Origin of the sequence: Nonomuraea fuscirosea (assembly GCF_035917475.1) — a bacterium.
In the GTDB taxonomy this organism is placed as follows: Bacteria; Actinomycetota; Actinomycetes; order Streptosporangiales; family Streptosporangiaceae; genus Nonomuraea; species Nonomuraea fuscirosea.
The window spans coordinates 6,401,513-6,424,771 of the sequence record NZ_CP109074.1; the positions used below are offsets into that span (position 1 = coordinate 6,401,513).

The 23,259-nt window shown below is 72.7% G+C and carries 23 protein-coding genes; 10 read left to right on the forward strand and 13 right to left on the reverse strand.

All coding sequences use genetic code 11. The annotated features are described in order from the left end of the window. Nucleotides 1-90: 90 nt before the first annotated feature. Nucleotides 91-906 carry a LysR family transcriptional regulator gene (locus OIE67_RS29240; RefSeq protein ID WP_326626426.1) on the forward strand — a complete coding sequence of 272 codons (816 nt, stop codon included), beginning with the start codon at nucleotides 91-93 and terminating at the stop codon, nucleotides 904-906. 119 nt (nucleotides 907-1,025) lie between these two features. After that, nucleotides 1,026-1,424, forward strand: coding sequence for a hypothetical protein (locus OIE67_RS29245; RefSeq protein WP_326626428.1), 399 nt, complete (start codon nucleotides 1,026-1,028; stop codon nucleotides 1,422-1,424). 23 nt (nucleotides 1,425-1,447) lie between these two features. On the opposite strand, the gene OIE67_RS29250 is transcribed toward OIE67_RS29245, so the two are convergent. Continuing rightward, nucleotides 1,448-2,074 carry a TetR/AcrR family transcriptional regulator gene (locus OIE67_RS29250; RefSeq protein WP_326626430.1) on the reverse strand — a complete coding sequence of 209 codons (627 nt, stop codon included), beginning with the start codon at nucleotides 2,072-2,074 and terminating at the stop codon, nucleotides 1,448-1,450. 92 nt (nucleotides 2,075-2,166) lie between these two features. On the opposite strand from OIE67_RS29250, the gene OIE67_RS29255 reads away from it, so the two are divergent. Further along, nucleotides 2,167-2,661 carry a nitroreductase/quinone reductase family protein gene (locus OIE67_RS29255; RefSeq protein WP_326626432.1) on the forward strand — a complete coding sequence of 165 codons (495 nt, stop codon included), beginning with the start codon at nucleotides 2,167-2,169 and terminating at the stop codon, nucleotides 2,659-2,661. Nucleotides 2,662-2,785: 124 nt separating this feature from the next. Here OIE67_RS29255 and OIE67_RS29260 read toward each other — a convergent pair whose 3' ends face one another. The 6 genes from OIE67_RS29260 to OIE67_RS29285 form a co-directional block, all read right to left on the reverse strand. Then, nucleotides 2,786-3,313, reverse strand: a complete 528-nt coding sequence (locus OIE67_RS29260; protein WP_326626433.1) for a GNAT family N-acetyltransferase — start codon at nucleotides 3,311-3,313, stop codon at nucleotides 2,786-2,788. A 69-nt stretch (nucleotides 3,314-3,382) separates the two neighbouring features. Beyond that, complete coding sequence (locus OIE67_RS29265) at nucleotides 3,383-4,135, reverse strand: amino acid ABC transporter ATP-binding protein (protein ID WP_326645511.1); 753 nt, start codon at nucleotides 4,133-4,135, stop codon at nucleotides 3,383-3,385. 11 nt (nucleotides 4,136-4,146) lie between these two features. Continuing rightward, complete coding sequence (locus OIE67_RS29270) at nucleotides 4,147-5,154, reverse strand: amino acid ABC transporter permease (protein ID WP_326626435.1); 1,008 nt, start codon at nucleotides 5,152-5,154, stop codon at nucleotides 4,147-4,149. Continuing rightward, nucleotides 5,151-6,137: an ABC transporter substrate-binding protein gene (locus OIE67_RS29275; protein ID WP_326626437.1), complete on the reverse strand. Its 987-nt coding sequence runs from the start codon at nucleotides 6,135-6,137 to the stop codon at nucleotides 5,151-5,153. The genes OIE67_RS29270 and OIE67_RS29275 overlap by 4 nt, the downstream gene beginning before the upstream one ends. Then, nucleotides 6,130-6,942 (reverse strand): deaminated glutathione amidase, encoded by an 813-nt coding sequence (locus OIE67_RS29280; RefSeq protein ID WP_326626438.1) that lies wholly within the window; start codon nucleotides 6,940-6,942, stop codon nucleotides 6,130-6,132. The genes OIE67_RS29275 and OIE67_RS29280 overlap by 8 nt, the downstream gene beginning before the upstream one ends. Continuing rightward, nucleotides 6,939-7,823 (reverse strand): substrate-binding domain-containing protein, encoded by an 885-nt coding sequence (locus OIE67_RS29285; protein ID WP_326626440.1) that lies wholly within the window; start codon nucleotides 7,821-7,823, stop codon nucleotides 6,939-6,941. Before OIE67_RS29285 ends, OIE67_RS29280 begins: the two co-directional genes overlap by 4 nt. Nucleotides 7,824-7,986: 163 nt before the next feature. Here OIE67_RS29285 and OIE67_RS29290 point away from each other — a divergent pair, with 163 nt between their 5' ends. Beyond that, nucleotides 7,987-9,342: an aminotransferase-like domain-containing protein gene (locus OIE67_RS29290; protein WP_326626442.1), complete on the forward strand. Its 1,356-nt coding sequence runs from the start codon at nucleotides 7,987-7,989 to the stop codon at nucleotides 9,340-9,342. Between the two features lie 12 nt (nucleotides 9,343-9,354). Here the strand turns inward: OIE67_RS29290 and OIE67_RS29295 are convergent, their stop codons facing one another. Both OIE67_RS29295 and OIE67_RS29300 read right to left on the reverse strand, forming a co-directional pair. Further along, entirely contained in the window at nucleotides 9,355-10,362 is a 1,008-nt protein-coding gene (locus OIE67_RS29295) for a hypothetical protein (RefSeq protein WP_326626444.1), read from the reverse strand. Nucleotides 10,363-10,416: 54 nt separating this feature from the next. Next, the gene (locus tag OIE67_RS29300) at nucleotides 10,417-13,461 is read right to left on the reverse strand and encodes a bifunctional [glutamine synthetase] adenylyltransferase/[glutamine synthetase]-adenylyl-L-tyrosine phosphorylase (protein WP_326626447.1); all 3,045 of its coding nucleotides are present in this window, start codon (nucleotides 13,459-13,461) and stop codon (nucleotides 10,417-10,419) included. Between the two features lie 87 nt (nucleotides 13,462-13,548). Here OIE67_RS29300 and OIE67_RS29305 point away from each other — a divergent pair, with 87 nt between their 5' ends. Beyond that, nucleotides 13,549-14,133 (forward strand): HXXEE domain-containing protein, encoded by a 585-nt coding sequence (locus tag OIE67_RS29305; protein WP_326626449.1) that lies wholly within the window; start codon nucleotides 13,549-13,551, stop codon nucleotides 14,131-14,133. A gap of 25 nt (nucleotides 14,134-14,158) precedes the next feature. Here the strand turns inward: OIE67_RS29305 and OIE67_RS29310 are convergent, their stop codons facing one another. Continuing rightward, nucleotides 14,159-14,842, reverse strand: a complete 684-nt coding sequence (locus tag OIE67_RS29310; RefSeq protein ID WP_326626451.1) for a type 1 glutamine amidotransferase — start codon at nucleotides 14,840-14,842, stop codon at nucleotides 14,159-14,161. 53 nt (nucleotides 14,843-14,895) lie between these two features. On the opposite strand from OIE67_RS29310, the gene OIE67_RS29315 reads away from it, so the two are divergent. After that, nucleotides 14,896-15,756, forward strand: a complete 861-nt coding sequence (locus tag OIE67_RS29315) for an alpha/beta fold hydrolase (RefSeq protein ID WP_326626453.1) — start codon at nucleotides 14,896-14,898, stop codon at nucleotides 15,754-15,756. Between the two features lie 74 nt (nucleotides 15,757-15,830). On the opposite strand, the gene OIE67_RS29320 is transcribed toward OIE67_RS29315, so the two are convergent. Then, nucleotides 15,831-16,544: a PaaI family thioesterase gene (locus tag OIE67_RS29320; RefSeq protein WP_326626455.1), complete on the reverse strand. Its 714-nt coding sequence runs from the start codon at nucleotides 16,542-16,544 to the stop codon at nucleotides 15,831-15,833. 457 nt (nucleotides 16,545-17,001) lie between these two features. Between OIE67_RS29320 and OIE67_RS29325 the strand changes: the two genes are divergently transcribed. Beyond that, nucleotides 17,002-17,730, forward strand: coding sequence for an AAA family ATPase (locus OIE67_RS29325; RefSeq protein ID WP_326626457.1), 729 nt, complete (start codon nucleotides 17,002-17,004; stop codon nucleotides 17,728-17,730). Here OIE67_RS29325 and OIE67_RS29330 read toward each other — a convergent pair. Beyond that, entirely contained in the window at nucleotides 17,712-19,073 is a 1,362-nt protein-coding gene (locus OIE67_RS29330; protein ID WP_326626459.1) for a glutamine synthetase family protein, read from the reverse strand. The two genes, OIE67_RS29325 and OIE67_RS29330, sit on opposite strands and share 19 nt — an antisense overlap. Before the next feature lie 156 nt (nucleotides 19,074-19,229). Between OIE67_RS29330 and OIE67_RS29335 the strand changes: the two genes are divergently transcribed. Then, nucleotides 19,230-19,775, forward strand: coding sequence for an EF-hand domain-containing protein (locus OIE67_RS29335; RefSeq protein WP_106242556.1), 546 nt, complete (start codon nucleotides 19,230-19,232; stop codon nucleotides 19,773-19,775). 8 nt (nucleotides 19,776-19,783) lie between these two features. Continuing rightward, nucleotides 19,784-20,992: a terpene synthase family protein gene (locus OIE67_RS29340; RefSeq protein WP_326626463.1), complete on the forward strand. Its 1,209-nt coding sequence runs from the start codon at nucleotides 19,784-19,786 to the stop codon at nucleotides 20,990-20,992. 24 nt (nucleotides 20,993-21,016) lie between these two features. Here OIE67_RS29340 and OIE67_RS29345 read toward each other — a convergent pair whose 3' ends face one another. Continuing rightward, the gene (locus OIE67_RS29345; protein ID WP_326626465.1) at nucleotides 21,017-21,979 is read right to left on the reverse strand and encodes a DUF5937 family protein; all 963 of its coding nucleotides are present in this window, start codon (nucleotides 21,977-21,979) and stop codon (nucleotides 21,017-21,019) included. A gap of 59 nt (nucleotides 21,980-22,038) precedes the next feature. Here OIE67_RS29345 and OIE67_RS29350 point away from each other — a divergent pair, with 59 nt between their 5' ends. Then, nucleotides 22,039-23,232 (forward strand): MDR family MFS transporter, encoded by a 1,194-nt coding sequence (locus OIE67_RS29350; protein ID WP_326626467.1) that lies wholly within the window; start codon nucleotides 22,039-22,041, stop codon nucleotides 23,230-23,232. Nucleotides 23,233-23,259 lie beyond the last annotated feature (27 nt).

A 23,259-nucleotide genomic window follows, 5' to 3' on the forward strand; every position in this document is an offset into this window, starting at 1 on the left:
CCTGCTGAAATGTGGTGCGGCGGCTCAACGGGCACACCCTGCGGGGGCGTTCGGGAAAGCCGTATGCTGAAGGCCGTGGATTTGCGGCAGTTGAGAAGCTTTGTAGCGGTTGCCGGGTCGGGGACCGTCACGGCGGCCGCCGACAGCCTGGGCCGGGCGCCGGCGTCGGTGTCGGAGCAGGTGCGCAGGCTGGAGGCCGGCCTCGGCGTCACGCTCTTCGAGCGCACGCCGCGAGGCATGCGGCTGACCGAGGCGGGCAGCACGCTGCTGGCGCGGGCCCAGGGCTTGCTCGACCACGCCGACGAGGTACGCAGGGCCGTGACGGGCGCCCGCCGCCGCGTGCGGATCGGAGCCCTGGAGATGCTGGCCGCGGCCAAGCTCCCGGCCGTGATCCGCCGCCTGTCGCGGCGCCGCCCCGATCTGGACGTGAGCGTCGAGTCGCTCACCAGGCAGCCGCTGCTCGACGCGGTGGCGGGCGGCCGGCTGGACGCGGCCCTGCTGCTGGACCTGGGCGACCGGGTCGGCGGGCTGGGGTTCGCCCGGCCCGCCGGGATGGACCACCTGGACGTGGGCGAGGTCCGGCTGTCGCTGGTCGCGGCTCCAGAAGGCGACCGGGAGCCGCTGCTGGTGAGCCCGCCGGGGTGCTCGATCCGGCTGGCGGCCGACCAGTTGTTCGGCACGGGGGTGACCCGCAGAGAGCTGACCAGCATCGCCACCGCCCGCGAGTGGTCCAGGCAGGGGCTCGGGGCGGCGCTGCTGCCGGACTTCGCCCTGGGCACTGATGTGGAGTCGGGCGCGCTGGTGGAGCTCGACTTCGCCGCGCCCCCGCTGGCGTTGCGGCTGATCTGGCTGCGCGAGCGTGAGCCATCCCTGCGCGAGGTCCTGTACGCCCTCAGCGCCGCCTGAGCACGGGTTCCGGTGAGCGAATGTCCGGCGGATGTCATGACGTCGCCCTGGTCCGGCACCCCGCGGGGATTCGATACTCCTTGTGTCCATCCGGACCACATCGAGTAATGGAGTGTTCCATGCCTCTCAAGCGAGCACTGGCAACCCTCGTCACCGCGCTCACCGTCCTGGCCGGGCTCATCGCTGGCTCGCCGGCCGCGTCCGCGGCCCCGGCCGCCCGGGCGGCGCCCGCCACGCAGGCGGCCGGCCACTGCAACGGCTACGAGCCGCACGCGTACGCGCCGGGACGGAACGGCGACGTGATCACGGGTATCGGGTCGTGCGGCAGCCAGACCATCACGGTCGAGGTCTGGATCGACGTCTCGGGCGGGCTCGACAAGCGGGTCGGCTGCTGCCCGAGGGGAACCAGCCCGGTCACGGCGTACGCGTACTGCAGCCGGTCGGGCCGCGGCAACTACTACACCATCGCCAGAACCCCCATGGGCACCGTCGAATCCGCCCGCCGCCTGCTCTGCTGACCGCCCTGGCCTACGGCTCGCGGCTAGCGGGGCCGGTCCGGGTCGGCCGGAAGGGGGGCGCGGTGGTCGGGGCGCAGGCCGTCGAGGGAGATGTGGAGGAGTCTGGTCCACAGGTGCGGGCGGCACTCGTCGGTGAGCTGGACGGCGTGGCCCAGGGAGATCAGCAGGAGCAGCAGGTCGTCGGTGGTGACGCCGGGGCGGAGCAGGCCGGCGGCGGTGGCGCGGGCGCACAACCGCTCGATGACGCGGCGGAGCTGCTGGATGCCCTCCAGGTCGGGTTCGGCCCAGGTCAGGGCGAAGTTCTCCACGATCGCGCGGTGGCGGGCGTAGCCGGTCAGGGCCTGCTGGTAGAAGTCGGCCAGGGCCGCCCAGGGGTCCTCGGCGTCGATCGCCGCCAGACGTGCTGATTCCGCCCACTCCGCGAATTCTCTGCGCACGACCGTGCGCACGAGGTCTTCCTTCTTCGGGAAGTGCCGGTAGAGGGTGCCCATGCCCACCCCGCTACGGCGGGCGATCTCGCGTACGTCCACCGCGGCGCCCTGTTCGGCCAGGACTTCGGCGGCGGCCTCGACGATCGCCTCCCGGTTGCGGACCGCGTCGGCGCGCGGCGCGCGGCGGCGGGCGGGGTTCAAGGGTTCGGCCTCTGCCATGGGGTCGAGCATAGCCGCTTATCCGGAGCACATGCTCCGCTCTGTGCTACTTTCAACAGGAGCAAGTGCTCCGGATAAAGGAAGGGGATGCCATGCCCGAGGCCGAAGGTCCTGATGCTGGTGGGTGGAACGAGCGGATCATCGCGGAGTTCCGGGCGAACGCCGGGTACGTGCGGTGGAGCAGCGAGGAGGAGTTCGCCGCGGGGCGGCCTGTGCCGCCCCGGCTGCCCGGGTTCGATGAGCGGGGGCTGCCGCTCATCCTGGTGCACCACATCGGGGCCAAGACGGGGCGTGAGCGGATCAGCCCGCTGTTCTTTCAGCCGGCCGGTGACGGCTGGGCCGTCTTCGGCACCAACGGCGGCAGCCCGAGGCATCCGGTCTGGTATCACAACCTCATGGCGAATCCGCGGACCACGGTCGAGGTGGGCGCGGAGCGGGTCGAGGTGACGGCCCGGCTCGCGGAGGGTGTGGAGCGGGAGCGGCTCTGGGCCAAGGAGGTCGCGCTCGTCCCGAGGTTCGCCGAGTTCCAGGCGGCCTCCGGCCGGCAGGTCCCCGTCGTGGTGCTGGAGCCCGCCGATCGACCGTGACGATGGGCGGAGTGCCCGGACTTGACGTCCGTCGTGTAGCCCGCCGATCGGCTGTGACGATCGGCGGACTGCCCGGCCTTGACTTCCGGCTGTTCCTCCGTCGGACCGCGTGGACGGCGCGCGGCTATGGGCGGCGCAGGCGGTACAGCACGTGCGGGGAGAGGGGGTGATCCGCCGGGAGCAGGGGGTGGGCGAAGTCCTCGGCCGGGTCCCTGGTCAGGCCCAGGCGCCGCATCACGGCCTGGGAGCGCAGGTTGCTCGCGGCCGTCATGGAGATGATCGCGTCGAGGCCGGCCTCGTCGAACGCGTACGTGACGGCCCGCCTGGCCGCCTCGGTCGCGTACCCCTGCCCCCACGCGGGCCGCGCGAGCCGCCAGCCGATCTCCACGGCGGGCAGGAACGGCGCGTCGAACGTCTGCAGGGCCAGCCCGGTGAAGCCGATGAACTGCCCGCTCGCCCGCACCTCCAGCGCCCACAGCGAGTAGCCCAGCCGGTCGAACTGCGCCTCGATCTTGTCCACCAGGACGTCGCTCTCCTGCCTGCTGAGCGGCGCGGGGAAGTGTTCCATGACCTCGGGGTCGGCGTTCATAGCCGCGAAGGACTCTCTGTCCTCTTCGCGCCACCTGCGCATGATGAGCCGCTCTGTGTCCATCCGAGCCACAGTACGCGGCTGAGGACCGCCTTCGTCGCCGGAGCACGCGGCTCAGGAACGCGCCCGTCGCTACAGGACGCGGCTCAGGAACGCCTTCGTCCGCGGACTGCTCGGGTTGTCCAGCACGTCGGCCGGCGTCCCCGACTCGACCACCACTCCTTCGTCCATGAAGACGACCCGGTCGGCCACCTCCCGCGCGAACCCGATCTCATGGGTCACCACGATCATGGTCAGCCCGTCCTCGGCCAGGCCCTTCATGGTGGCCAGCACCTCGCCGACGAGCTCGGGGTCCAGCGCGCTGGTGGGCTCGTCGAAGAGCATGAGCTTGGGCCGCATCGCCAGCGCCCTGGCGATGGCCACCCGCTGCTGCTGCCCGCCGGACAGCTGGCGCGGATAGCTGCCCGCCTTGTCCGCCAGGCCCACGCGGCGCAGCAGGGCGTGCGCGCGCTCGCGCACCTGATCGCGCGGCTCGCCCCGGACGCCGACGGGCGCCTCGATGACGTTCCGCAGCACGGTCATGTGCGGGAACAGGTTGAACTGCTGGAAGACCATGCCGATCTCCCCGCGCTGCCGGGTGATCTCCTTCTTGCGCAGGTGCCTGACCTTGCTGCCGGACGCCTGGAACCCGATCAGCTCGCCGTCCACGTGGATGGCTCCGCCGTCGATGGTCTCCAGGTGGTTCACACAGCGCAGGAACGTCGACTTGCCCGACCCGGAAGGACCGAGGACGACCACGACCTCCCCCGCCCCGACGTCCAGGTCGATGCCCTTGAGCACCTCCAGGTGGCCGAAGTGCTTGCGCACGGCGCGGGCGTGCACCATGGGGACGCTGCTCACGAGGTCACCTCCGTGGAACGGCGCCGGCGCAGGGCCGCGAACGCCCAGAAGCCCTGCGGGGCGTTCCTGGTCGCGCCGCGGGCGTAGTGGCGCTCGATGAACGACTGGCCGACGTACAGGATCGAGGTGATCACCAGGTACCAGACGCACGCCACGATGAGCAGCGGGATGGTCTGGAAGGTGCGGTTGTAGATGGACTGCACGGTGTAGAGCAGGTCGGCCAGCGCGATGACGCTGACCAGCGACGTGGCCTTCAGCATGCTGATGACCTGGCTGCCGGTCGGCGGGATGATGAAGCGCATCGCCTGCGGCAGCACGATCCTGCGGAAGGTGCGCGCGTCGCTCATGCCGAGCGCCGCCGCGGCCTCGCTCTGGCCGGGGTCCACCGACATCAGGCCGCCGCGGATGATCTCCGCCATGTACGCGCCCTCGTTGAGCCCGAGGCCGAGGATGGCCGCGAGCAGCGGGGTGATGAGCGCGTTGGTGTCGGCGGTGACGAACTCGGGCCCGAACGGGACACCGAAGGAAATCTCCGGCAGCAGGTACGACAGGTTGTACCAGAGCACGAGCTGCACCAGCACCGGCGTGCCCCGGAAGAACCAGACGTAGAGCCCGCAGGCGCCGCGCGCCACCGGGTTCTCCGACAGCCGGCCGACGGCCAGCAGCACCCCCAGCACGACGCCCACCGCCATGGCGATCACGGTGAGCAGCAGCGTGGTGGCGATGCCCTGGCCGATGAGCTGCGCGTTGACGTAGCGGCCGACCACGTCCCACTGGAAGTTGGGGTTGGTGACCAGCAGGCTGACGAGCTGCGCGGCCAGCACGAGCAGCACGATCGAGGCGACCCAGCGCAGCGGGTGCCGGGTGCGCGCGGCGCCCGCCACGTCGATCTCGGGCAGCCCGCCGGCGCCGGTCGCGCGGCCGGTGCCGGTCATCTCGTCGGTGCCGGTCGTCTCGGTGCCGGCCGTCCTGCCTGCCTCGGCCGGACGGTGGGCGCCGGTCATGACACGGCCAGGTTCACGCCGGCCTGGTCCAGCTTGTTGTCGGAGGTGCCCCACTTGGACATGATCTTGTGGTAAGTGCCGTTCTCGATGAGCTTCTGGAAGCCGTCCCTGAGCACGTCGCGCAGCGGCGAGTCCTTGGCCACCACGGCCCCCTGGTAGAGGTCGTCGAACCCGTTGGCCTGCCCCTTGCCGGCCAGCTCCAGCTTGCCGCCGGCCTGCTCGACGAAGTACGTGAGCGGCGCCTGGGAGGAGAAGAACGCGTCGGCCCGGCCCGAGCTGACCGCCAGCACCGAGGTCGGCTGGTCCTTGTACGACTGCACGGTGATCTTCGGCTTGCCTGCCTTCTCGCAGGTGGCGGACTGGTTCTTGATCACGCTCTCGGCGGAGCCGCCGGCCATGACCGAGATCTTCAGCCCGCACGTGTCCGCGACCGAGCCGATCTTGTCCGGATTGCCGGCGGGCACGGCGAAGACGACGTACTCCTTGACCCAGTCGACGAAGTCGTTGGCCTTCTGCCGGTCCTTGAAGTCGCCCACGGGGCCGATGGCGAAGTCGTAGCGGCCGGAGGCGATGCCGGTGAGCGAGCTGGGCAGGCCGTCCACGGTGACGTGCTCGATCTTGACGCCGAGCACCTGGCCGAGCGCCTCGGACATGTCGGCGGCGGCGCCGGTCAGCGACCTGCCGTCGGCCCCGGCGATCTCGTACGGCGGGAACGAGCCGTTGTTGACCGAGATCAGCTTGCCGGCCTGCTTGACCTTGGCGGGCAGCCGGTCGTGCAGGCTCTGGTCCTTGCTCTGGGCGGCGGCGCCGGGGCCGGCCGGCTCCTGGGAGTTCAGCACCCCCTCGGCCTCCTCCGGGTTGGCGCCGCATCCGGCCAGCGCGAGCACCGCGGCGGACAGGGCGGCGGACAGGGCGGCGGTCATGGCTCTCATGGGGATGGCCCGACCGCGCAGGGCGTGCTGAGGCAGGTCGTGATCAGGCATGTCGCTCCAATCGCGGGTCCACGGCGAAGCGCCGGTTGTCGAGGACGGGCAGGGTACGGCGGGCGCTCGCGAGCTCGTCCGCGTCGGCGTCGGCCCAGAGCAGCCCCGGCGCGTCGCCCAGGCGGGCCCGGGTGATGCCGAGCGGGTCGACGACCATGCTGGCGCCGATGTTGCGCCGGCCGCACTCGCCCGAGGCGGCCACGTAGCAGGTGTTCTCCAGGGCGCGGGCGGTGACCATGACCTCCCAGTGCCATTCCTTGGCGGGGCCGCGCACCCACGCGGAAGGCAGCGCGAGCACCTGGGCGCCCTGGTCGGCCAGGAGCCTGGCCATCTCGGGGAAACGCACGTCGTAGCAGGTCATCAGGCCGACCTTCCAGCCGGCGCAGTCGATGACGACGGGCGCGTTCGTGCCGGGGACGACGTTGTCGGACTCGCGGCGGCCGAAGGCGTCGTACAGGTGCAGCTTCACGTACGTGGCGACGACCTCGCCGTCCCTGGCGGCGACGAGGACGTTCGACACCCGGCCGTCCGCCTCCGGCACGTGCACGCCGGCGATCACGGTGGTCGAGGAGCCGCGCGTGCGCTCGACCAGGCCCCTGACGAACGGCCCGTCCAGCGGCTGGGCGGCCTCGCGGATGCGGCCGGGCTCGTCCACGAAGAGGGAGAGCGAGCCTTCCGGCAGGACCAGCAGGTCGGCCCCGCCGGCCGCGGCCGCGTCGATGAGCTCGTGGCAGGTCTTGAGGTTGCCGCTCCAGTCCTCCGCGGAGGCGAACTGTCCTACGGCGATCCTCAGCTGGGACTTCATGCGGCGAAGGCCTCCTCGGCTCCGATCAGGCGGTGGGAGATCCCCTGGGCGTGCAGTTCCGCGCAGAAGGCGGCGACCATGGGGGCGTTCTGGGCGGCGCCGTACGGCATCCAGTCCCGGCCGAAGGTCTCGGCGGTGTCGGCGAGCTCGGCGAGCAGCCACGGCGTGGTGTCGGCGAGCAGGCGCCGGCGCAGCACCCAGTGCCGCTTGGAGCGCTCGAACAGCTCCGTCACGGCCTGCGGCAGCCACGGGTGGCGCTCGACGCTCTCCCGTTTGAGCGTCACCAGGTGGATGCCGGGCACGAAGCCGGTCCGCTCGTAGTAGGCCCGCTCGGCGGCGCGGTGGTCGGGCAGCAGGGGGCGGAAGCGGCTGCCGGGGGTGAAGAACTCCTCCGGCATGAACGGCGTCATGATCGCGTCGTAGTGGCCGTCCGCGAGCCCTTCGGCCAGGCCGTCGCCGGTCAGGGAGACGTTGTCGGGGAACGGCACCGGCCCGGTCCTGTCCTTGCCGGTCTCGCCCGCCACCAGGGGGCCGACCGTCCAGGTGATGCCGACCAGGTCGACGCCCGCCTCGCGGAGCAGCGCCCGGGTCCAGGTGTTGCCCGAGTCGGGCCAGCCGGTGAGCCCGATCCTGGCGCCCTTGAGCTCCTCCAGCGAGGTCAGCTCGCTGTCGCTCCGGACCAGGACGCACCGGTGCCGGAAGCCGCGCATCACGAAGACGGGCAGCCCCACGAGCCGGTCATCGCCCGAGGCGCGGCCGAGCACGTACCGGCTGAAGGACGTCTCGCCCCCGTCGAGACCGGGCTCCTGGAGCACGTCCGGCGTGACGGCGCGGGAGTCGATGTCCAGCTCGAACCCCTCGGGCCGGACGGCCCCGGTCACGACCGGCACGAGATGGTCCCAATCCCGCAAGGCAAGGCGAATCGTCGCCACAAAATCCCCCAAACGGACTTTAGTTGCCGTTAATTGTCAGAAACCATATGTTCAGGGCGCAAGCCGCACAAGAAGATCTTTGTTGCTGAACAAAGATTTACAGGGGGACAAAGTGGACGTCGCTTGGCTGGCGCGACAGATCGGCGACCCGAGCGCGCGCGGCATCGCCGCCGCGCTCACCGACCTGATCAGGGAGGGCACGGTGACGGCCCAGACCCGCCTGCCGACGGTCCGCGGCCTGGCCAGGGAGCTCGGCGTCAGCTCGGGAACGGTGGCCGAGGCCTGGTCGGAGCTGCGCCGCCACGGCATGATCCGCACGGACCGGCGGCGCGGCACGGTCGTGCTCGGCCCGCCCGACGTGCCCCGCCCGATCCGGTACGAACGCCTCGGCCACTGGGGCGACCGCCTGGCCATCGACCTGACCATCGCCTCGCCCGACACGGCGTTGCTGCCGCCGCTGGAGGCCGCGCTGGCGGCGGCGGCCGGCGCCCAGGGCCTCAACGACTACGCCCGCGAGACGATCACGCCCGGCCTGCGCGGCGCCGTCGAGCCCGGCTGGCCCTTCCCGGCGCGCGGCTGGCTGGCCGTCGGCGGCGGGTACGAGGGCGTCCAGCTGCTCTGCCAGACCACGGCGCTGCCGGGCGACCGGATCGCGATCGAGGAGCCCACCGGGGCCAGACTGCTGGACATCCTGGAGCGGACCGGCGCGCAGATCATCCCGGTCGCCTGCGACGAGCACGGCCCGATCCCGGCCGCGCTGGAGCAGGCCCTGCGCGCCCGGCCGGTGGCGTTCGTCTACCAGCCGCGCGGCCAGTCGCCCTGCGGTCACGCGGTGACGGAGGAGCGCTCGGCGGAGCTGGCGGCGCTGCTGGAGCCGGCCAAGACGCTCATCGTCGAGGACGACGGGATCGGCGAGCTGTCGGTCTCGCCGATGGTGAGCCTGGGCGCGCGGTTCCCCGACCGTACGGTGCTGGTCCGCTCCTACTCCAAGTCGCACGGCCCCGACCTGCGCATCGCGGTCGTCGGCGGGGCGGCGGACGCGGTGGAGCGGGTCCGCGTGCTGCGCAGCTTCGGCACCGGCTGGACCAGCAGGATCCTCCAGGACACGCTGGCCCACCTGCTCGGCGACGCGGACGTGCGCGAGCGGGTGGCGCACGCCCGCGAGGTGTACGCGCGCCGCCGCGCCCGGCTGGCCGCCGAGCTGGCGGCGCGCGGTGTGCGCACCGGCGGCCGGGACGGGCTGGCGCTGTGGGTACCGGTACGCGACGAGCCCGCCGCCCTGGTCACGCTGGCCGCTCACGGGATCTCGGTCGCGCCCGGCAGCCGCTACGTGATCGGCCCCGCGCCCCGCCACCACCTGCGGCTGGCCACCGCCCGGCTCACCGACGACCAGGACGAGCTGTCCGCGCTGGCCGACGTGATCGCGCTGGCCGCCACGGGCGGCGGCCGGATCAGCCCGTCCCCCTGAGCTTCATGACCCTCAGCGCTTCGCCTTGATGCCCGTGATGCGCCGGAACACGTCCCACCAGAACGGCGCCCCGAACAGCAGCGCCACGTACGTCAGCAGGAAGCCGGGCCAGTGGCTCGGCGTCATGATCCGCTCCCACCAGGCGGCGAAGTTCGCGTGCACGCTCGGGTCGCCCTCGGCCGGGATCGACACGCTGACCACGGCCTGGCCCATCAGCTTGACCAGGGCGGGCTCGCTGAGCACCTCGGTGACGCACGGTACCGGATCGCCGCCCTGGCACTTCGCCCGCAACTGGTCGTACGCCTCCGGCCCCGCCACCGCCGTCACCGAGGCGCGGTAGGCGTTGTCGCGCAGCAGCGTCTTGGCGTACTCCAGCCCGTCCATGCTGAACAGCAGCGTCACCACGATGCCGAGCGCCGCCACCACCCACTTGACGTAGCGCTTGTACAGCAGGGACAGCCGCTGCATCTCCCCGTCGAACCAGCTCTCCACGCCCTGCCTGAACCGGTCGAGGTCGCCCTGGGCGCTCTCCCACACGCCGTTGAGGTGCCCGTACAGGGGGCTGTCGATCTTCCGCAGGCCGTCCAGGAACGCTCTCATGTCGCGGTCCCCCGCGGCGGCCAGCTCCATGACGGCCATCGCGAAGCGCGCGGGCGGGATGTCCGCGATGCTGGTCTTTCCGCGCTTGGCGTGGTCGATCTCGCGGACCCGCTCGTAGAGCAGGTTCATCATGGACTGCGAGGTCCTGGCCGCGGGCATCTCACCGGCCTTGGCCGGCGCCGGGTCGCCGCTGTGCGCCGGTCGGGGGTCGCGCAGGAACGGCAGCACGCCGAACACGCCGGCCGCACTGGCCGGCAGCCACGACCCGCTCTTCTTGTCGGCGCCGTCCATGGTGTCCCTGAGGTAGGCCCACAGGAACTTGCTGCGGATGGCGAGCACCCGCACGAAAGCCTCGTTGAGCCCGCTCACCAGCAGCGACAGCAGCAGGAACGCCACCACCAGCCCGAGGGCCAGATCCACATATACGGATAACACCGCGCATTCATACACCCACGCGGCGTGGCGCCGCAATGTTCAGGCGCCGTAGAACACCCTGTCCACGACCTTCCTGGCCCGCCGGGTCACTCGCCGGTAGTCGTCGAGGAAGTCCTCGGAGCCGTCGGGCGGATAGCCGAGCGTCTGGGCGATGCGCCTGCGCTCCCCCGAGTCGGCCGGCACGCTGTCGCCGGGCCGCCCCTTGACCAGCATGATCGCGTCACGTACGCGGGAGGCGAAGGTCCAGGCCTCGGCCAGCACGCTCTCGTCGGCCGGATCGAGCAGTTCCTCGGTCACGGCCGCGCGCAGCGCCTCCAGCGTGCGGGGGGTGCGCAGGGACGACCGCGCGCCGGCGTGGCGCAGCTGCAGCAGCTGAGCCACCCATTCCACGTCGGACAGCCCGCCGGGGCCGAGCTTGGTGTGCAGCGCGGGGTCGGCGCCGCGCGGCAGGCGCTCGGCCTCCATCCGGGCCTTGAGCCGCCTGATCTCCCTGACGGCGTCGCCGGGCAGCCCGTGCCGCGGGTAACGCAGCTCGTCGATCATGGAGGTGAACTCCGCCCCCAGCCGGGCGTCACCGGCCGAGAACCTGGCCCGCAGCAGCGCCTGCGCCTCCCACGGCGCCGACCAGCGGGCGTAGTAGGCGCGGTAGGAGGCCAGCGTGCGCACCAGCGGCCCCTGCCGGCCCTCCGGCCGCAGGTCGGGGTCGATGATCAGGGGCGGGTCGGGGGCAGGCAGCGACAGCAGCCGGCGTACCTCGTTCGCCACGGCGAAGGCGGCGTCGGTGGCCTCGCGCTCGTCCACGCCGGGCAGCGGCGAGTGCACGAACATGACGTCGGCGTCGCTGGCGTAGGAGCACTCCATGCCGCCGAGCCGGCCCATGGCGACGATCGCGAACGAGGTGACGCCGGCCGCCCGGCCGAGCGCGCCTCCCAGGGCGGCGTCCAGCGCGGCCTGGAGGGTCACGTCGGCGATCTGCGAGAGCGCGCAGCCGACGGCCTCGATGTCGATGAGTCCGGAGATGTCGGCCACCGCCGTGCGGAACAGCTCCCTGCGCCGCAGCGCCCGCACCGCGGCGACGGCGGTCTCCGGCGCGCCCTCGTGCCTGGTGACCGCGGCCGACGCCTCGCCGAGCAGCGATTCCGGGGTGCGTACGGCGAGGTCGGCGTCCGAGCCGAGGATCGCGACCGCGTCGGGCGCGTGCATGAGCAGGCCGGTGGCGTAGCGGCTGGTGCCGAGCACGCGGGCCATCCTGGCGGCCACGGCCGTCTCGTCGCGCAGCAGCCGCAGATACCACGGCGTGGTGCCGAGCTTGTCGCTGACCTGCCGGAACCCCAGCAGCGCGGCGTCCGGGTCGGGCGTGTCGGCGAACCAGCCGAGCATGACGGGCAGCAGCGTGCGCTGGATCGAGGCCCGCCGGGAGACGCCCGAGGCGAGGCCGGCGATGTGGCGCAGCGCGCCCGTGGGATCGACGTAGCCGAGCGCCTCCAGCCGGGCCGCCGCCGCCGTGGTGGACAGCCTCGCCTCCGACTCCGGCAGCCGTGCCACGGCCTGCAGCAGCGGCCGGTAGAACAGCTTCTCGTGCAGCCGCCGCGCCTCCATCGCGTGCCGCCGCCACCGGGCCGTGAACTCCCCCACCGGGTCGGCCTGCATGCCGAGCGCCCGGCCGAGCCGGCGCAGGTCGTCCTCGTCGGTGGGCACGACGTGGGTGCGCCGCAGCCGGTGCAGCTGGAGCAGGTGCTCGACCTGGCGCAGGAACGTGTACGCCTCCGCCAGCCCCTTGGAGTCCTCGCGCCCCACGTAGCCGCCCCGCGACAACGCGGCCAGCGCGGGCAGCGTGGCCCTGCGGCGCAGCAGCGGATCGAGCCTGCCGTGCACGAGCTGCAGCAGCTGCACCGCGAACTCGATGTCGCGCAGCCCGCCCGGGCCCAGCTTGAGCTGGCGTTCGCCCTCGGCGCGCACGTGGGCCTCGACCCGGCGGCGCATCGCCTGCACATCCTCGACGAAGTGCTCGCGGGTGGCCGCCGCCCACACCATCTCGTTGACCGCCTCGACGTACGCCTCACCCAGCTCCAGGTCGCCCGCCACCGGCCGGGCCTTGAGCAGCGCCTGGAACTCCCAGGTCTTGGCCCAGCGCCGGTAGTAGGCGAGATGGCTGGCCAGCGTGCGCACCAGCGGCCCCGAGCGGCCCTCGGGGCGCAGCCCGGCGTCCACCTCCCACAGTGAGCCCTCGGGGGTGGTCGCGGTGCAGGCCCGCATCATCGCCTGGGCCAGGCGGGTGGCGGCCCGCAGCGCCTTGGCCTCGTCGGCGCCCTCCTTCGGCTCGGCCACGAAGATCACGTCGACGTCGCTGATGTAGTTGAGCTCCCTGGCGCCGCACTTGCCCATGCCCACGACCGCGAGGCGGACGTCGTCGCTCCCGACCTCGGCCCGCGCGATGGCCAGGGCGGCCTCCAGGGCGGCGCCGGCCAGGTCGGACAGCTCGGAGGTGACCTCGGCCAGCGTCGCCTGGCCGGTGAGGTCGCGGGCGGCCAGGTGGGCCAGCCTGCCCCGGTAGGCCACCCGCAACGCCACCAGCGCCTCGGACGCCGGAAGCGTCGTAGCCCACGGCTCGCCTCCTGATGCGCCTTTCTCCTGCTCGCCCACCACTGGTGCGTCTTCCGCCGGAGCGCCCGCTTCTCGCGCGTCTCCATCCGGTGCGCCTGCTTTCCGCGCGGGTCCATCCGGTACGGCGCCGACGGCGCGGAGCAGCTCGGGGCCGGGGGCGCCGAGTCGCGGCTCGGCCAGGAGCGCGACCTGGGCGGGGTGGCGTACGAGATGCTCGCCGAGCGCGGCGCTGACGCCGAGCACGGCGAGGAGCCTGCGCCTGAGCCCGTCGTCGGCGCGCAGGGTGTCGAGCACGGCGGGATCGCGCTCGGCGAGCCGGGTCAGGGAGGCCAGCGCCAGATCGGGATCGGCGACGTTGACGAGCTGGTCGAGGACGTCGTCGAGATCGACCGGGGACTGGCGGACGAGCTGGGCGGCCCTGGCGCCGTCGGCGAAGCCGAGCTTGGCGAGCCGCGCGGCGGTGGATTCGATCCTGGGCACCCCTCCATCTTGACAGCTCTCGCCCGCCCGGCCGTAGCATGAGAACGCAACGTTGCGTTGCGTTTTGCGAAGGGCGAGAGGAATCCGATGAAGGAGCGGAAAACGGGCGGACGGGTGCCGGCGGCGGTCGCGTGGGGGCTGCTGGGCGCGTGGGCCGTGCACGACGCCGAGGAGCTGGCGACGATGGCGCGCTGGGCCCGCGCGGCCCGGCCCCGCCTGGAGGCACGTCTCCCCGGCGTGCCGTGGGAGCGGCTGGAGGTCTCGCAGCGGCACGTGACCGTGGCCATCGGGCTGATGGGCGGGGTGGTGGCGGGGGCGGCGGCGCTGGGGGCGCGCACGGGCGGGCGCAGCGCCGTGTTCCAGGCGGCGCTGGCCGGCTTCGGGGCGCACGGGGTGGGGCACCTGGCCCAGGCGGCGCTGTTCCGCGGCTACACGCCCGGGGTGGCGACCGCGCCCCTCGTCGTGCTCCCGTACTCGGTGTGGGCGTGGCGGCGGCTGCGGGCGTCCGGGGTCCCGGTGCGGCCCGGTTACGGCGGCGTGCTGGCGCTCCCGCTGGTCCTGGCCGGCGTGCACGCCCTGGCCCACACCCTCGTCAACCGCCGCCAGAAGGACGGGCGCGAGCGGGGCCGCGGGGTCGCAGCCTGGCGCGGACGCCGGACCGGACGCCAGTGAGGGCAGGGGCGGCTTCCGCGCGAGCTCAGGTGCGGGCGGTGGTTCTGACGACGTCGGCGAAGGCCTGTGCCACCGGTCGCCAGGTCGACACCAGCGCGCTCTCGGCGGCCTCGACCTCGGCGTTCAGCTTCTCGGCCGCCTCCAGGGGCGGATCGGCCGTCCACGAGGCGAAGATCTCGGGCGTGGCCTCCGGGTGGAACTGCACCGCCCAGGCCGCCGCGCCCAGCCGGTAGGCCTGGTTCGGGTACGGATCGCCGGTCATCAGCGGCACCGCGCCTTCGGGCAGCCGGGTGATGGCGTCCTGGTGGTACTGGATCGCCACGGCCCGGCCGACACCGGACAGCAGCCGGTCGGAGGCGGCGGCGGGCAGGGCGGCGACCTCGCGCAGGCCCACCTCCACGCCGTGCGCCCCGCGCTCCACCGTGCCGCCGCAGGCCATGGTGAGCAGTTGCGCGCCCAGGCAGACGGCCAGCGTGGGCGTGGCGTCGTCCACGGCCCGGCGCAGCAGGTCGCGGGTGGCCGGCTGCCAGGGGCTGCGCTCGTCCTCCCAGGCCGCGGCGGCGCCCCCGAGTACGATCAGCCCGTCCGCCGCCCGGCCGGGCACCTCCTCCCCCAGGTACGGCCGCACGACCTCGCAGGCCAGTCCCAGCCAGCCGGCCAGGTACCCAAGACCGGCCTCGGCCTCGTGTTCGATGACGGTGATCCGCATATCACCCATTATCCGGCTATTCGTCCCAGCTGAGCTGCACCTAAGCTCCGACCATGAGCGTCGAATTCGATGAGGCCGGCGGCCTGCGGATCGCCACCTTCGGCAGCGGGCCACGCAAGATCATCGCCGTGCACGGGATCACCGCCTCGCTGATGGCCTGGGGCGCGGTCGGCCGGCGGCTGCCCGACGGCTGGTCGCTGGTCGCGATGGACCTGCGCGGGCGCGGCCACAGCGCCTCCCTGCCCGGCCCGTACGGGCTCGACCGGCACGCCGAGGACGTGCTGCGGGTGGCCGAGCACGTCAAGGCGGGCCGGGACGCGGTTCTGACGGGGCACTCGATGGGCGCGTACGTGGCGGCGCTGGCCGGCGCGCGACGCGACTTCGCCCGGATCGTGCTGGTGGACGGCGGCCTGCCGCTGCCACCGCTGCCCGAGGGGATGGACGCCGACACGGCCACGGAGGCCACGCTGGGCCCGGCGCTGGAGCGGCTGCGGCGCACGTACCCGTCGGCGGAGGCGTACGTGGACTTCTTCAAGGCGCATCCGGCCTTCGCCGGGAACTGGAACGCCGACGTGGAGGCGTACGTGCGCTACGACCTGACCGGGCCGGACGGAGCGCTGCGCTCGCGCGCGGCCGGGGAGGCGGTGCTGGAGGACGGGCGCTGGCTGCGCCTGGAGCCGGACCGGATCACCGCCGCGCTGGAGGCGATCACCTCGCCGCTGCGCCTGCTGCGGGCCCCGCGCGGGCTGCTGAACCAGGACACCGGCCTGCTGCCCGACGACCTGGCCCTGCCCTGGGCCGCCCGGTTGCCGGGGCTGCGGGACGAGCTGGTGCCGGACTGCAACCACTACACGATCCTGTTCGACGAACGCTGCGTCACGACCGTCGTGAACCACCTCACCGCCGCGGAGTGACCCCGTGCGGGACTCGCCGCCGAGGAATGACGAAGGCCCCCGCCCTGACGGTCGGGGGCCTTCGTGACTCCGGTCTAGCGTGGAGCGATCCAGGTGGCGCGCGCGGCGGCGACCAGGGTGCCGTCAGCCTCGTAGATGGCGCTCTGGGCGAACATCTTGCGGCCGTCGCGGCCGGTCGGGCGGGCGACCACCGAATAGCGTCCGCCGGGCAGGACCGGGCGGTGGATCTGCACGGCCAGCCGGCCGAGCAGTGCGCTCTCGCCCGGGCCGAAGTGGGCCCAGCCGGAGATGCAGTCGAGCACCGCGCCGACGATCGAGGCGGGCACGCCGTCCTCGCCCGTCACCGTGTGCGGCACCCGCCATCCGGCCGCGACCAGGTCGGTGCCCTCGACGGGGCCCGGGAAGATGCGCAGGCCGTCGCCCGGCTCGCGCAGGCCGCAGGCGAAGCACTCGGCGAACGGGTGCGCCTTCAGCCCGGCGAACCCGGCCTCGGCGCGGGCCGCGTCGTTGAACGGCACGAACGCGGGACCCTCCAGGTCCTCGGCCACCGGGATCGCCTCGACCAGCAGCTTGTCGCCGTGGGTCAGGGACACGGTGTTGGCCACGTGTTCCAGCCGCAGCTCGGTCTCCAGCGGCGTGGGGGCGTGCAGCGTGACCTCGACGGCTGATCGACCACCGTTCAGCGCCTCGGCCATGGTTCCCGCGATCCATCCGCCGTTGGCGAGACCCACGGGACCACGGTAGCGCTCGGGAACGGTCAACACGGTCTGCAGGGCAGCCGTCGTCATGCCACACCCTCCTATATCGCCACACACGGCGAAAAGTCCGGAAATATCATAAAGAGCAGACCGATTTTACTGGACGCCCGGTTACCAGAGGCGTGGGGGGTCCGGCGGTCGCTCCGTACAGCTCCATAACGCCTCGAAGGTGCTCGGAACTTCCCCCACCCGGGCATCCAGACGCTAGGCGTCGCACATCGCTGGGATGTGACTCGGGGGTCAGAAGCAACGAAAATCGGCCTCACTCCGAACCGCTCGGGGAGTGAGGCCGATCAAGGCGTTGGCAGTAACCTTAACGGGGTTTCCCACGTCTCGCGACCAATCCCCCGATTCCCCCGCCCCGATCGCCACGGCGGTGGGCCGGAGGGTCCGTGACCGGAACGGAACGGTCGAATATCCGCTTCCGCGCGCGTTCCCGGCCCTCCTCGGGGAGGCTGGAACCGCACACGCCCTATGCTGACGCGGCGTGGCGGACGAGACGGCGAGTTGCGGGGGTGAGTCTGTGCCGGGGGCGAGGTTGCGGTTCCCGCCCGGATCCCTGGTCATCCTGACCGGGTTGCCGGGCGCGGGGAAGACGACGCTGCTGCGCCGCCTGTACGGGCTGCACGGCGCCGAGAGCGTCCCCCTCATGGCCGGCACGGTCGCGGTGATCGACTCCACGCAGTCGAAGCGGCACTGGCACGGCCGGCTCGCCTGGGCTCCCAACCCGCTGCGCCGCGCCGTGGTGTTCGTCACCCACGTCGGGCGCATCAGGCGGGCCCTGCTCGCGGGTCACTCGGTCGTCGCGCACAACCGGGGCTGCGGGGCGTACGTGCTGCGGGGCTTCGCCTGGCTGGCGCGCAGGCACGGCGCGGACTTCCACCTGCTGCTGCTGGACGCGCCGCCGGAGGCGGCGCTCGCGGGCCAGCGGGAGCGCGGCCGGGTGGTGGCGCCGCGCACGTTCGCGCGCCATCAGCGCAGCTGGGACCTGCTGATGACGCGGGTCAGAGGCGGCGACCCCGCGCCCGCGGCGGGCGTCCGCGTCGTCGACCGGACGCAGGCCGCCCTGCTGCGGGCCATCGTCTTCGAGCCGGCCCCCGCCGAGCCCGCCCGGCCTCGTACCCCGGAGACCCGTACCTCGGAGACCCGGGCCCCTGAGCCCCGTACCTCGCAGCACAGGGCCTCGGAGCACCGGCCTCAGAGCACCGGCAGGTAGCGGCCCAGCTCGAACTCGGTCACGTGGCGGCGGTATTCGCGCCACTCGGACCGCTTGTTGCGCAGGAAGAAGTCGAAGACGTGCTCGCCCAGCGTCTCGGCCACCAGTTCGCTGCGCTCCATGACCTCGATCGCGTCGTTGAGCGAGCCGGGCAGCGGCTGGATGCCGAGGGCCCGGCGTTCGGCGCTGGTCAGCGTCCAGACGTTGTCCTCGGCGGCGGCGGGCAGCTCGTAGCTCTCCTCGATGCCCTTGAGCCCGGCCGCCAGGATCAGCGCGAAGGCCAGGTAGGGGTTGCAGGCCGAGTCGAGGGAACGGAACTCGATGCGGGTCGAGCCGCCCTTGTGCGGCTTGTACATCGGCACCCTGACCAGCGCGGAGCGGTTGTTGTGGCCCCAGCACACGTAGGAGGGGGCCTCGCCGCCCTGGCCCGCGATGGCCTCGGCGCCGCCCCAGAGCCGCTTGTAGGAGTTGACCCACTGGTTGGTGATGGCCGTGATCTCGGCGGCGTGCCGCAGCAGCCCGGCGATGAAGGAGCGCCCGATCTTGGACAGCCGGTAGTCGGAGCCGGCCTCGTAGAAGGCGTTGCGGTCGCCCTCGAACAGCGACATGTGCGTGTGCATGCCGGAGCCGGGGTGCTCGGTGAAGGGCTTCGGCATGAACGAGGCCCAGATGCCCTGCTCCAGCGCGACCTCCTTCATGACCAGGCGGAAGGTCATGATGTTGTCGGCCGTGGTGAGCGCGTCGGCGTAACGCAGGTCGATCTCCTGCTGGCCGGGCGCGCCCTCATGGTGGCTGAACTCGACGGAGATGCCCATCGACTCCAGCATCATGATCGCCTGGCGGCGGAAGTCGTGGCCGGAGCTGTGGGGCGTGTGGTCGAAGTAGCCGCCGGAGTCGATCGGCTCGGGCCGCTGGCCGGGCTCCGGCCGGTTCTTCAGCAGGAAGAACTCGATCTCGGGGTGGGTGTAGAAGGTGAAGCCCATGTCGGCGCACTTGGCGAGCGTGCGCTTGAGCACCCAGCGCGGGTCGGCGTGCGACGGCGAGCCGTCGGGCATGAGGATGTCGCAGAAGATGCGCGCGGCGCCCGGCGTCTCACTGCGCCAGGGCAGGATCTGGAACGTGGCCGGATCGGGCTTGGCCAGCATGTCGGACTCGTAGACGCGGGCGAACCCCTCGATCGCGGAGCCGTCGAACCCGATCCCCTCGGCGAAGGCCCCCTCGAGCTCGGCCGGCGCGATGGCCACGGACTTGAGGAAGCCGAGCACGTCAGTGAACCACAGCCGGATGAACCGGATGTCGCGTTCCTCGAGCGTGCGGAGCACGAACTCCTGCTGGCGGTCCACAGCATCCCCTCGTTTGAACTGACAGTACAGGCTATATACCAGCATGCCGTGCCCGTGTTTCGCACACGTTACGGGGGGCGCCGGTGCGAGCCTCGCTGACAAAGCCCCCCGCCCCGACTTACTGTGATCACGCAGTCAGTCTCGGGGGAGGCATTGGTGGCTATCGACCTGCTCAATCACAAGCTCGATCGGGCGTTCGACCACATCGACGCGACCGGAAACGGCGTCGTCGAGCGTGAGGATCTGCTGGGGCTGGGCGCGCGCATCCTGGTGGGCTTCGGGGAGTCCCCCACTTCGGTCACCGGGGCGAGCCTCGTGGACAGCTTCGACGGCATCTGGGCCACCCTGTCGGAGGCGCTGGAGCGCGACGGCGACTCCGGCATCACGCGCCCGGACTTCCTGCGGGGGATGACGGCGGCGTTCGTCACGGGCGACCGCTACGACCCGGTGTTCAAGCCGGCCACGCTGGCGGTGGCGGAGTTGTGCGACGCCGACGGCGACGGGCGGATCGGGCCGGCCGAGTTCCGGACGATGCTGTGCGCGTTCGGCGTCGCCTACGACGACGTGGACGAGGCGTTCGACCGGCTCGACCGGGCGGGCAGGGGCGCGCTCACCGTGGACGAGCTGGTCCTGGCCGCCGCCGACTACTACCGCAGCGACGACCCCAACGCCGCGGGCAACTGGCTCTACGGGCCCCTGTGAAGCACCCCGTGAAAAGCCGAGCGCAGAGCCCGGAGCAGAGCCGGGAGCAGGACCGGGAACAGGACCCGGCCAAGAGCCAGGGCGAGAGCCCGGGGACGAGTCCGGCGGAGAGTCCGGTGAAGGCGGCTGTGAGCACGACGATGACCTCCACGACGAGCACCACCACGGGCAACACCGGCAGCACGGGCGGCACAAACGGGACGGGCGGCACGGGCGGCACGGGCGGCGGCACGACGGGCACGATGACCACCACCGTGCTGGCCACCGTGCGCACCGCCCTGCGCTCCGCCCTGGCGTCCATGCTGCCGCTGCCGCGCAGGGGTGGCCCGGCCGCCCAGGCGCTGCTGCCGCTGACCGAGCGGGTGCCCGCCATGGCGGCGCCGTGCCGGATGCATCCGGCCGTGTACGCCATCGAGGCCGCGGTGATCGACTGGGCCCGGCGGACCGGCCTGCGCGCCGACCCCGACGTGGGCTACCACCGCATGGCGGGCCGGGCGTTCGCCGAGTTCGACGCGGCCGCGGCGGCGCTGTTCGCGCAGTGGCTGACCTGGCTGTTCCACCTGGACGACGAGCTGGACGAGCGGTCGGGCCCGCTGGAGGTCTTCCACGGCATGCTCAAGGGCGCCTCGCGCCATCCGCTGGAGGCGGCGTTCGCCGACCTGTGGCGGGTGACGAGCGCGCGGATGAGCGACCGGTGGCGGGCCAGGTTCGCGGTGGGGCTGCAGCGCCAGTACGACGCCTGCCGTACGGAGGCGGAGAACCGGGCGGCCGGGCGGATGCCGACGCTGGAGGAGTACCCGGCGCTGCGCAGGGGCACGGTGGGCCCCTACCTGTACGACCTGGTGGAGCCGTGCCTGCGGGTGGAGGTGCCGGGCTGGCTGCACGAGTCGGAGCCGTGGCAGCGGCTGGTGGACGCCTGCAGCGACGTCACCGCGTGGTGCAACGACGTGGCCTCGCGGCCGAAGGAGCACGGCGACGTGCACAACTTCGTCGTGCTGGCGATGCGCCAGCTCGGGCTGGGTGAGCGGGCGGCGACGGCGTGGGTGCTCGATCGCATCGCGGCGCGCTGCCAGGACATGAGCGAGGCGGCCAGGCGGCTGCCGCTGGACGACCTGGAGCCGAAGGCGGCCAGAGACGTCAGCAAGGTGGCCTGCGCCTACCTGGCGGCGCCGCGCGCCCACCTCGACTGGCTGCTGGAGTCGAAGCGGTACGCCTGACCGGCGAGCCCTGGAGCCGAGGCGTCACGCCTGGCCGGCGAGCGCGTCACCGGTGGGGGTGCGGCGGTAGACGACCTGCTTGCCGAGCCGCATCCCCACCGCGAGCCCGCCTCCGCTCAGCACGCCGAGGTGCTGGCTGATCGCGCCGGGCGTGAGGGCCATGCGGCCGGCGAGCGCGGAGGTGGTGGCGGGCTCGGCGAGGGCGAGCAGGATCTGGGCCCTGCTCCTGCCGATCAGCGCGGCCAGCGCGCCCGGCGCGGGCGGCGGGCCCTGCTCCCACAGCGTGCCGACGCCGCGTACCGGATAGACGAGCGTCGACTGGTACGGCGCCGTCATCACCGCCACGGCCGGCCAGTAGAAGGCGCTGGGCACCAGCACGAGCCCGTCGCCGTGCAGCTCGCCCGACTCGCACCAGGGCCGCTCGATGACCAGCCGCTCCCCCGTCCACACCACGGCCTGGTCGAGGCCGGCGAACAGCTCGCGCGCCCCGCCCTGGGCCAGTTGCCGCGAGCGGCGCAGCACGTCGCGTTCGAGCAGGGCGTACACGCGCGGCCAGAACTCGGCGAAGCACTCGTCCCAGTACGTCTGCAGCGCGTCGGCGACCCTGGCCACGCCCGCCTCCGGGTCGGCCGTGAACCGGGCGATCACGGCGGCGTCGGTGCCGCGCACCTTCGCGGCCTCCTCCGCGGCCCGGGCCGGGTCCGCCTGCCTGACCCGATCGAGCTCGGCCGGGAAGTCGGGCATCGGCGTGTCGGGCGGCGGGGTGATGAAGTCGGCCAGGTAGCCGGACGGCGGCACGAGCGCGAGCACCTCCGACAGGTCGAGCCCGTCCACTTTGGCGCGGACGGCCTTGAGCCAGGGCAGGTGGATGGACTGCCTGGCCGGCTGCTGGAGGGTGCGCAGGCTGGCCACCAGCTCCCACATCGGTGAGAAGGCGAACCGGATGCGCGCGACGTCCTCCGGCTTGAGGGTCCACGTGACGGTCATCCTTTTAGTGTGCACTAAATCGTTCGCCCTCCAAATGCCGACATATCACGCTTGCTCCCGTGTCTAGAGCAACAGTGGAGCGGCCGCCTTTCCTGCGGGCGCAATTGGGCGGCCTGCCGCGCCCCTTCTGGGCCCTGTGGGGCGGAACCCTGGTGAACCGGCTGGGCACCATGGTCATGCCGTTCACCGGCGTCTACCTGACCCAGAGCCGCGGCCTGTCCGTCGTCGCGGCGGGCCTGGTGATGGGCGTGTTCGGCGCGGGGTCACTGGTGTCGCAGTTCGTCGCGGGCGTGCTCACCGACCGGATCGGGCGGCGGGCCACCCTGTCCGGCGGCATGCTGGCCACCTCCGCGGCCATGCTGGCGCTCGGCTACAGCACGTCGCTGCCGGCGATCCTGGCCTCGATGTTCGTGCTCGGCCTGGTGATCGACGTCTACCGGCCCGCCTCGAACGCCCTCGTCGCCGACCTGGTCTCGCCCGAGGAGCGGCCCAGGGCGTACGGACTGCTGTTCTGGGGCATCAACCTCGGCTACTCGGTCGGCATGACGGCGGGCGGCTGGCTGGCCGGGATCGGGTTCATCTGGCTGTTCTGGATCGACGCGCTGTCGGGCGTGGTCTTCGCCGTGCTGGTGTGGCGGGCGGTGCCCGAGACCAGGCCCCAGGGCAGCCACTCGGCGGGCGGGTTCCTGATGGTGCTGCGCGACCGGGTCATGGTCGGGTTCACGCTGGTGGCGCTGGGCAACGCGCTGGTCTACTCGCAGACGATGACCATGCTGCCGGTCGCGATGACCAAGGTGGTGAAGCTCACGGCCGGCCAGTTCGGCACGGCCATGGCGCTCAACGGGGTGCTCATCGTGCTCGTGCAGCCGCTGGCGTCGGGGTGGCTGGGCCGCAGGGACCCGGCCAGGACGCTCGCGACGGGGCTGGCCGTGATGGGCGTCGGGTTCGCGATGACCGCGTACGTGACCACCACGCTGGGCCTGACGGTGACGATCGCCGTGTGGACGGCGGGCGAGATCATGACGGCGGGCATCGCCGGCGCCGTCGTGGCCCGGCTGGCGCCGCCCGAGCTGCGGGGGCGGTACGCGGGGCTGTTCGGGTTCGCCTGGTCACTGGCGGCGGTGCTGGCGCCGCTGCTCGGCGGGCCGCTGCTGGAGCTGGGGCCGCGGGCGCTGTGGTTCACGATCGGCGGAGTCGGCTTCGCCGCGGCGGTCGGCATGCTCCTGCTCGGCCCGGCCATCAGACGCCGCTGACCCAGCCCGGCGGCCCGGCGCCCGGCG

Coding starts and splice junctions, on each gene's coding strand:
- OIE67_RS29245 (WP_326626428.1), top strand. CDS start 1,026: ATGCCTCTCAAGCGAGCACTGGCAACCCTCGTCACCGCGCTCACCGTC.
- OIE67_RS29250 (WP_326626430.1), bottom strand. CDS start 2,074: ATGGCAGAGGCCGAACCCTTGAACCCCGCCCGCCGCCGCGCGCCGCGC.
- OIE67_RS29255 (WP_326626432.1), top strand. CDS start 2,167: ATGCCCGAGGCCGAAGGTCCTGATGCTGGTGGGTGGAACGAGCGGATC.
- OIE67_RS29260 (WP_326626433.1), bottom strand. CDS start 3,313: ATGGACACAGAGCGGCTCATCATGCGCAGGTGGCGCGAAGAGGACAGA.
- OIE67_RS29265 (WP_326645511.1), bottom strand. CDS start 4,135: ATGGTGCACGCCCGCGCCGTGCGCAAGCACTTCGGCCACCTGGAGGTG.
- OIE67_RS29270 (WP_326626435.1), bottom strand. CDS start 5,154: ATGACCGGCGCCCACCGTCCGGCCGAGGCAGGCAGGACGGCCGGCACC.
- OIE67_RS29275 (WP_326626437.1), bottom strand. CDS start 6,137: ATGCCTGATCACGACCTGCCTCAGCACGCCCTGCGCGGTCGGGCCATC.
- OIE67_RS29280 (WP_326626438.1), bottom strand. CDS start 6,942: ATGAAGTCCCAGCTGAGGATCGCCGTAGGACAGTTCGCCTCCGCGGAG.
- OIE67_RS29305 (WP_326626449.1), top strand. CDS start 13,549: ATGAAGGAGCGGAAAACGGGCGGACGGGTGCCGGCGGCGGTCGCGTGG.
- OIE67_RS29310 (WP_326626451.1), bottom strand. CDS start 14,842: ATGCGGATCACCGTCATCGAACACGAGGCCGAGGCCGGTCTTGGGTAC.
- OIE67_RS29315 (WP_326626453.1), top strand. CDS start 14,896: ATGAGCGTCGAATTCGATGAGGCCGGCGGCCTGCGGATCGCCACCTTC.
- OIE67_RS29320 (WP_326626455.1), bottom strand. CDS start 16,544: ATGACGACGGCTGCCCTGCAGACCGTGTTGACCGTTCCCGAGCGCTAC.
- OIE67_RS29345 (WP_326626465.1), bottom strand. CDS start 21,979: ATGACCGTCACGTGGACCCTCAAGCCGGAGGACGTCGCGCGCATCCGG.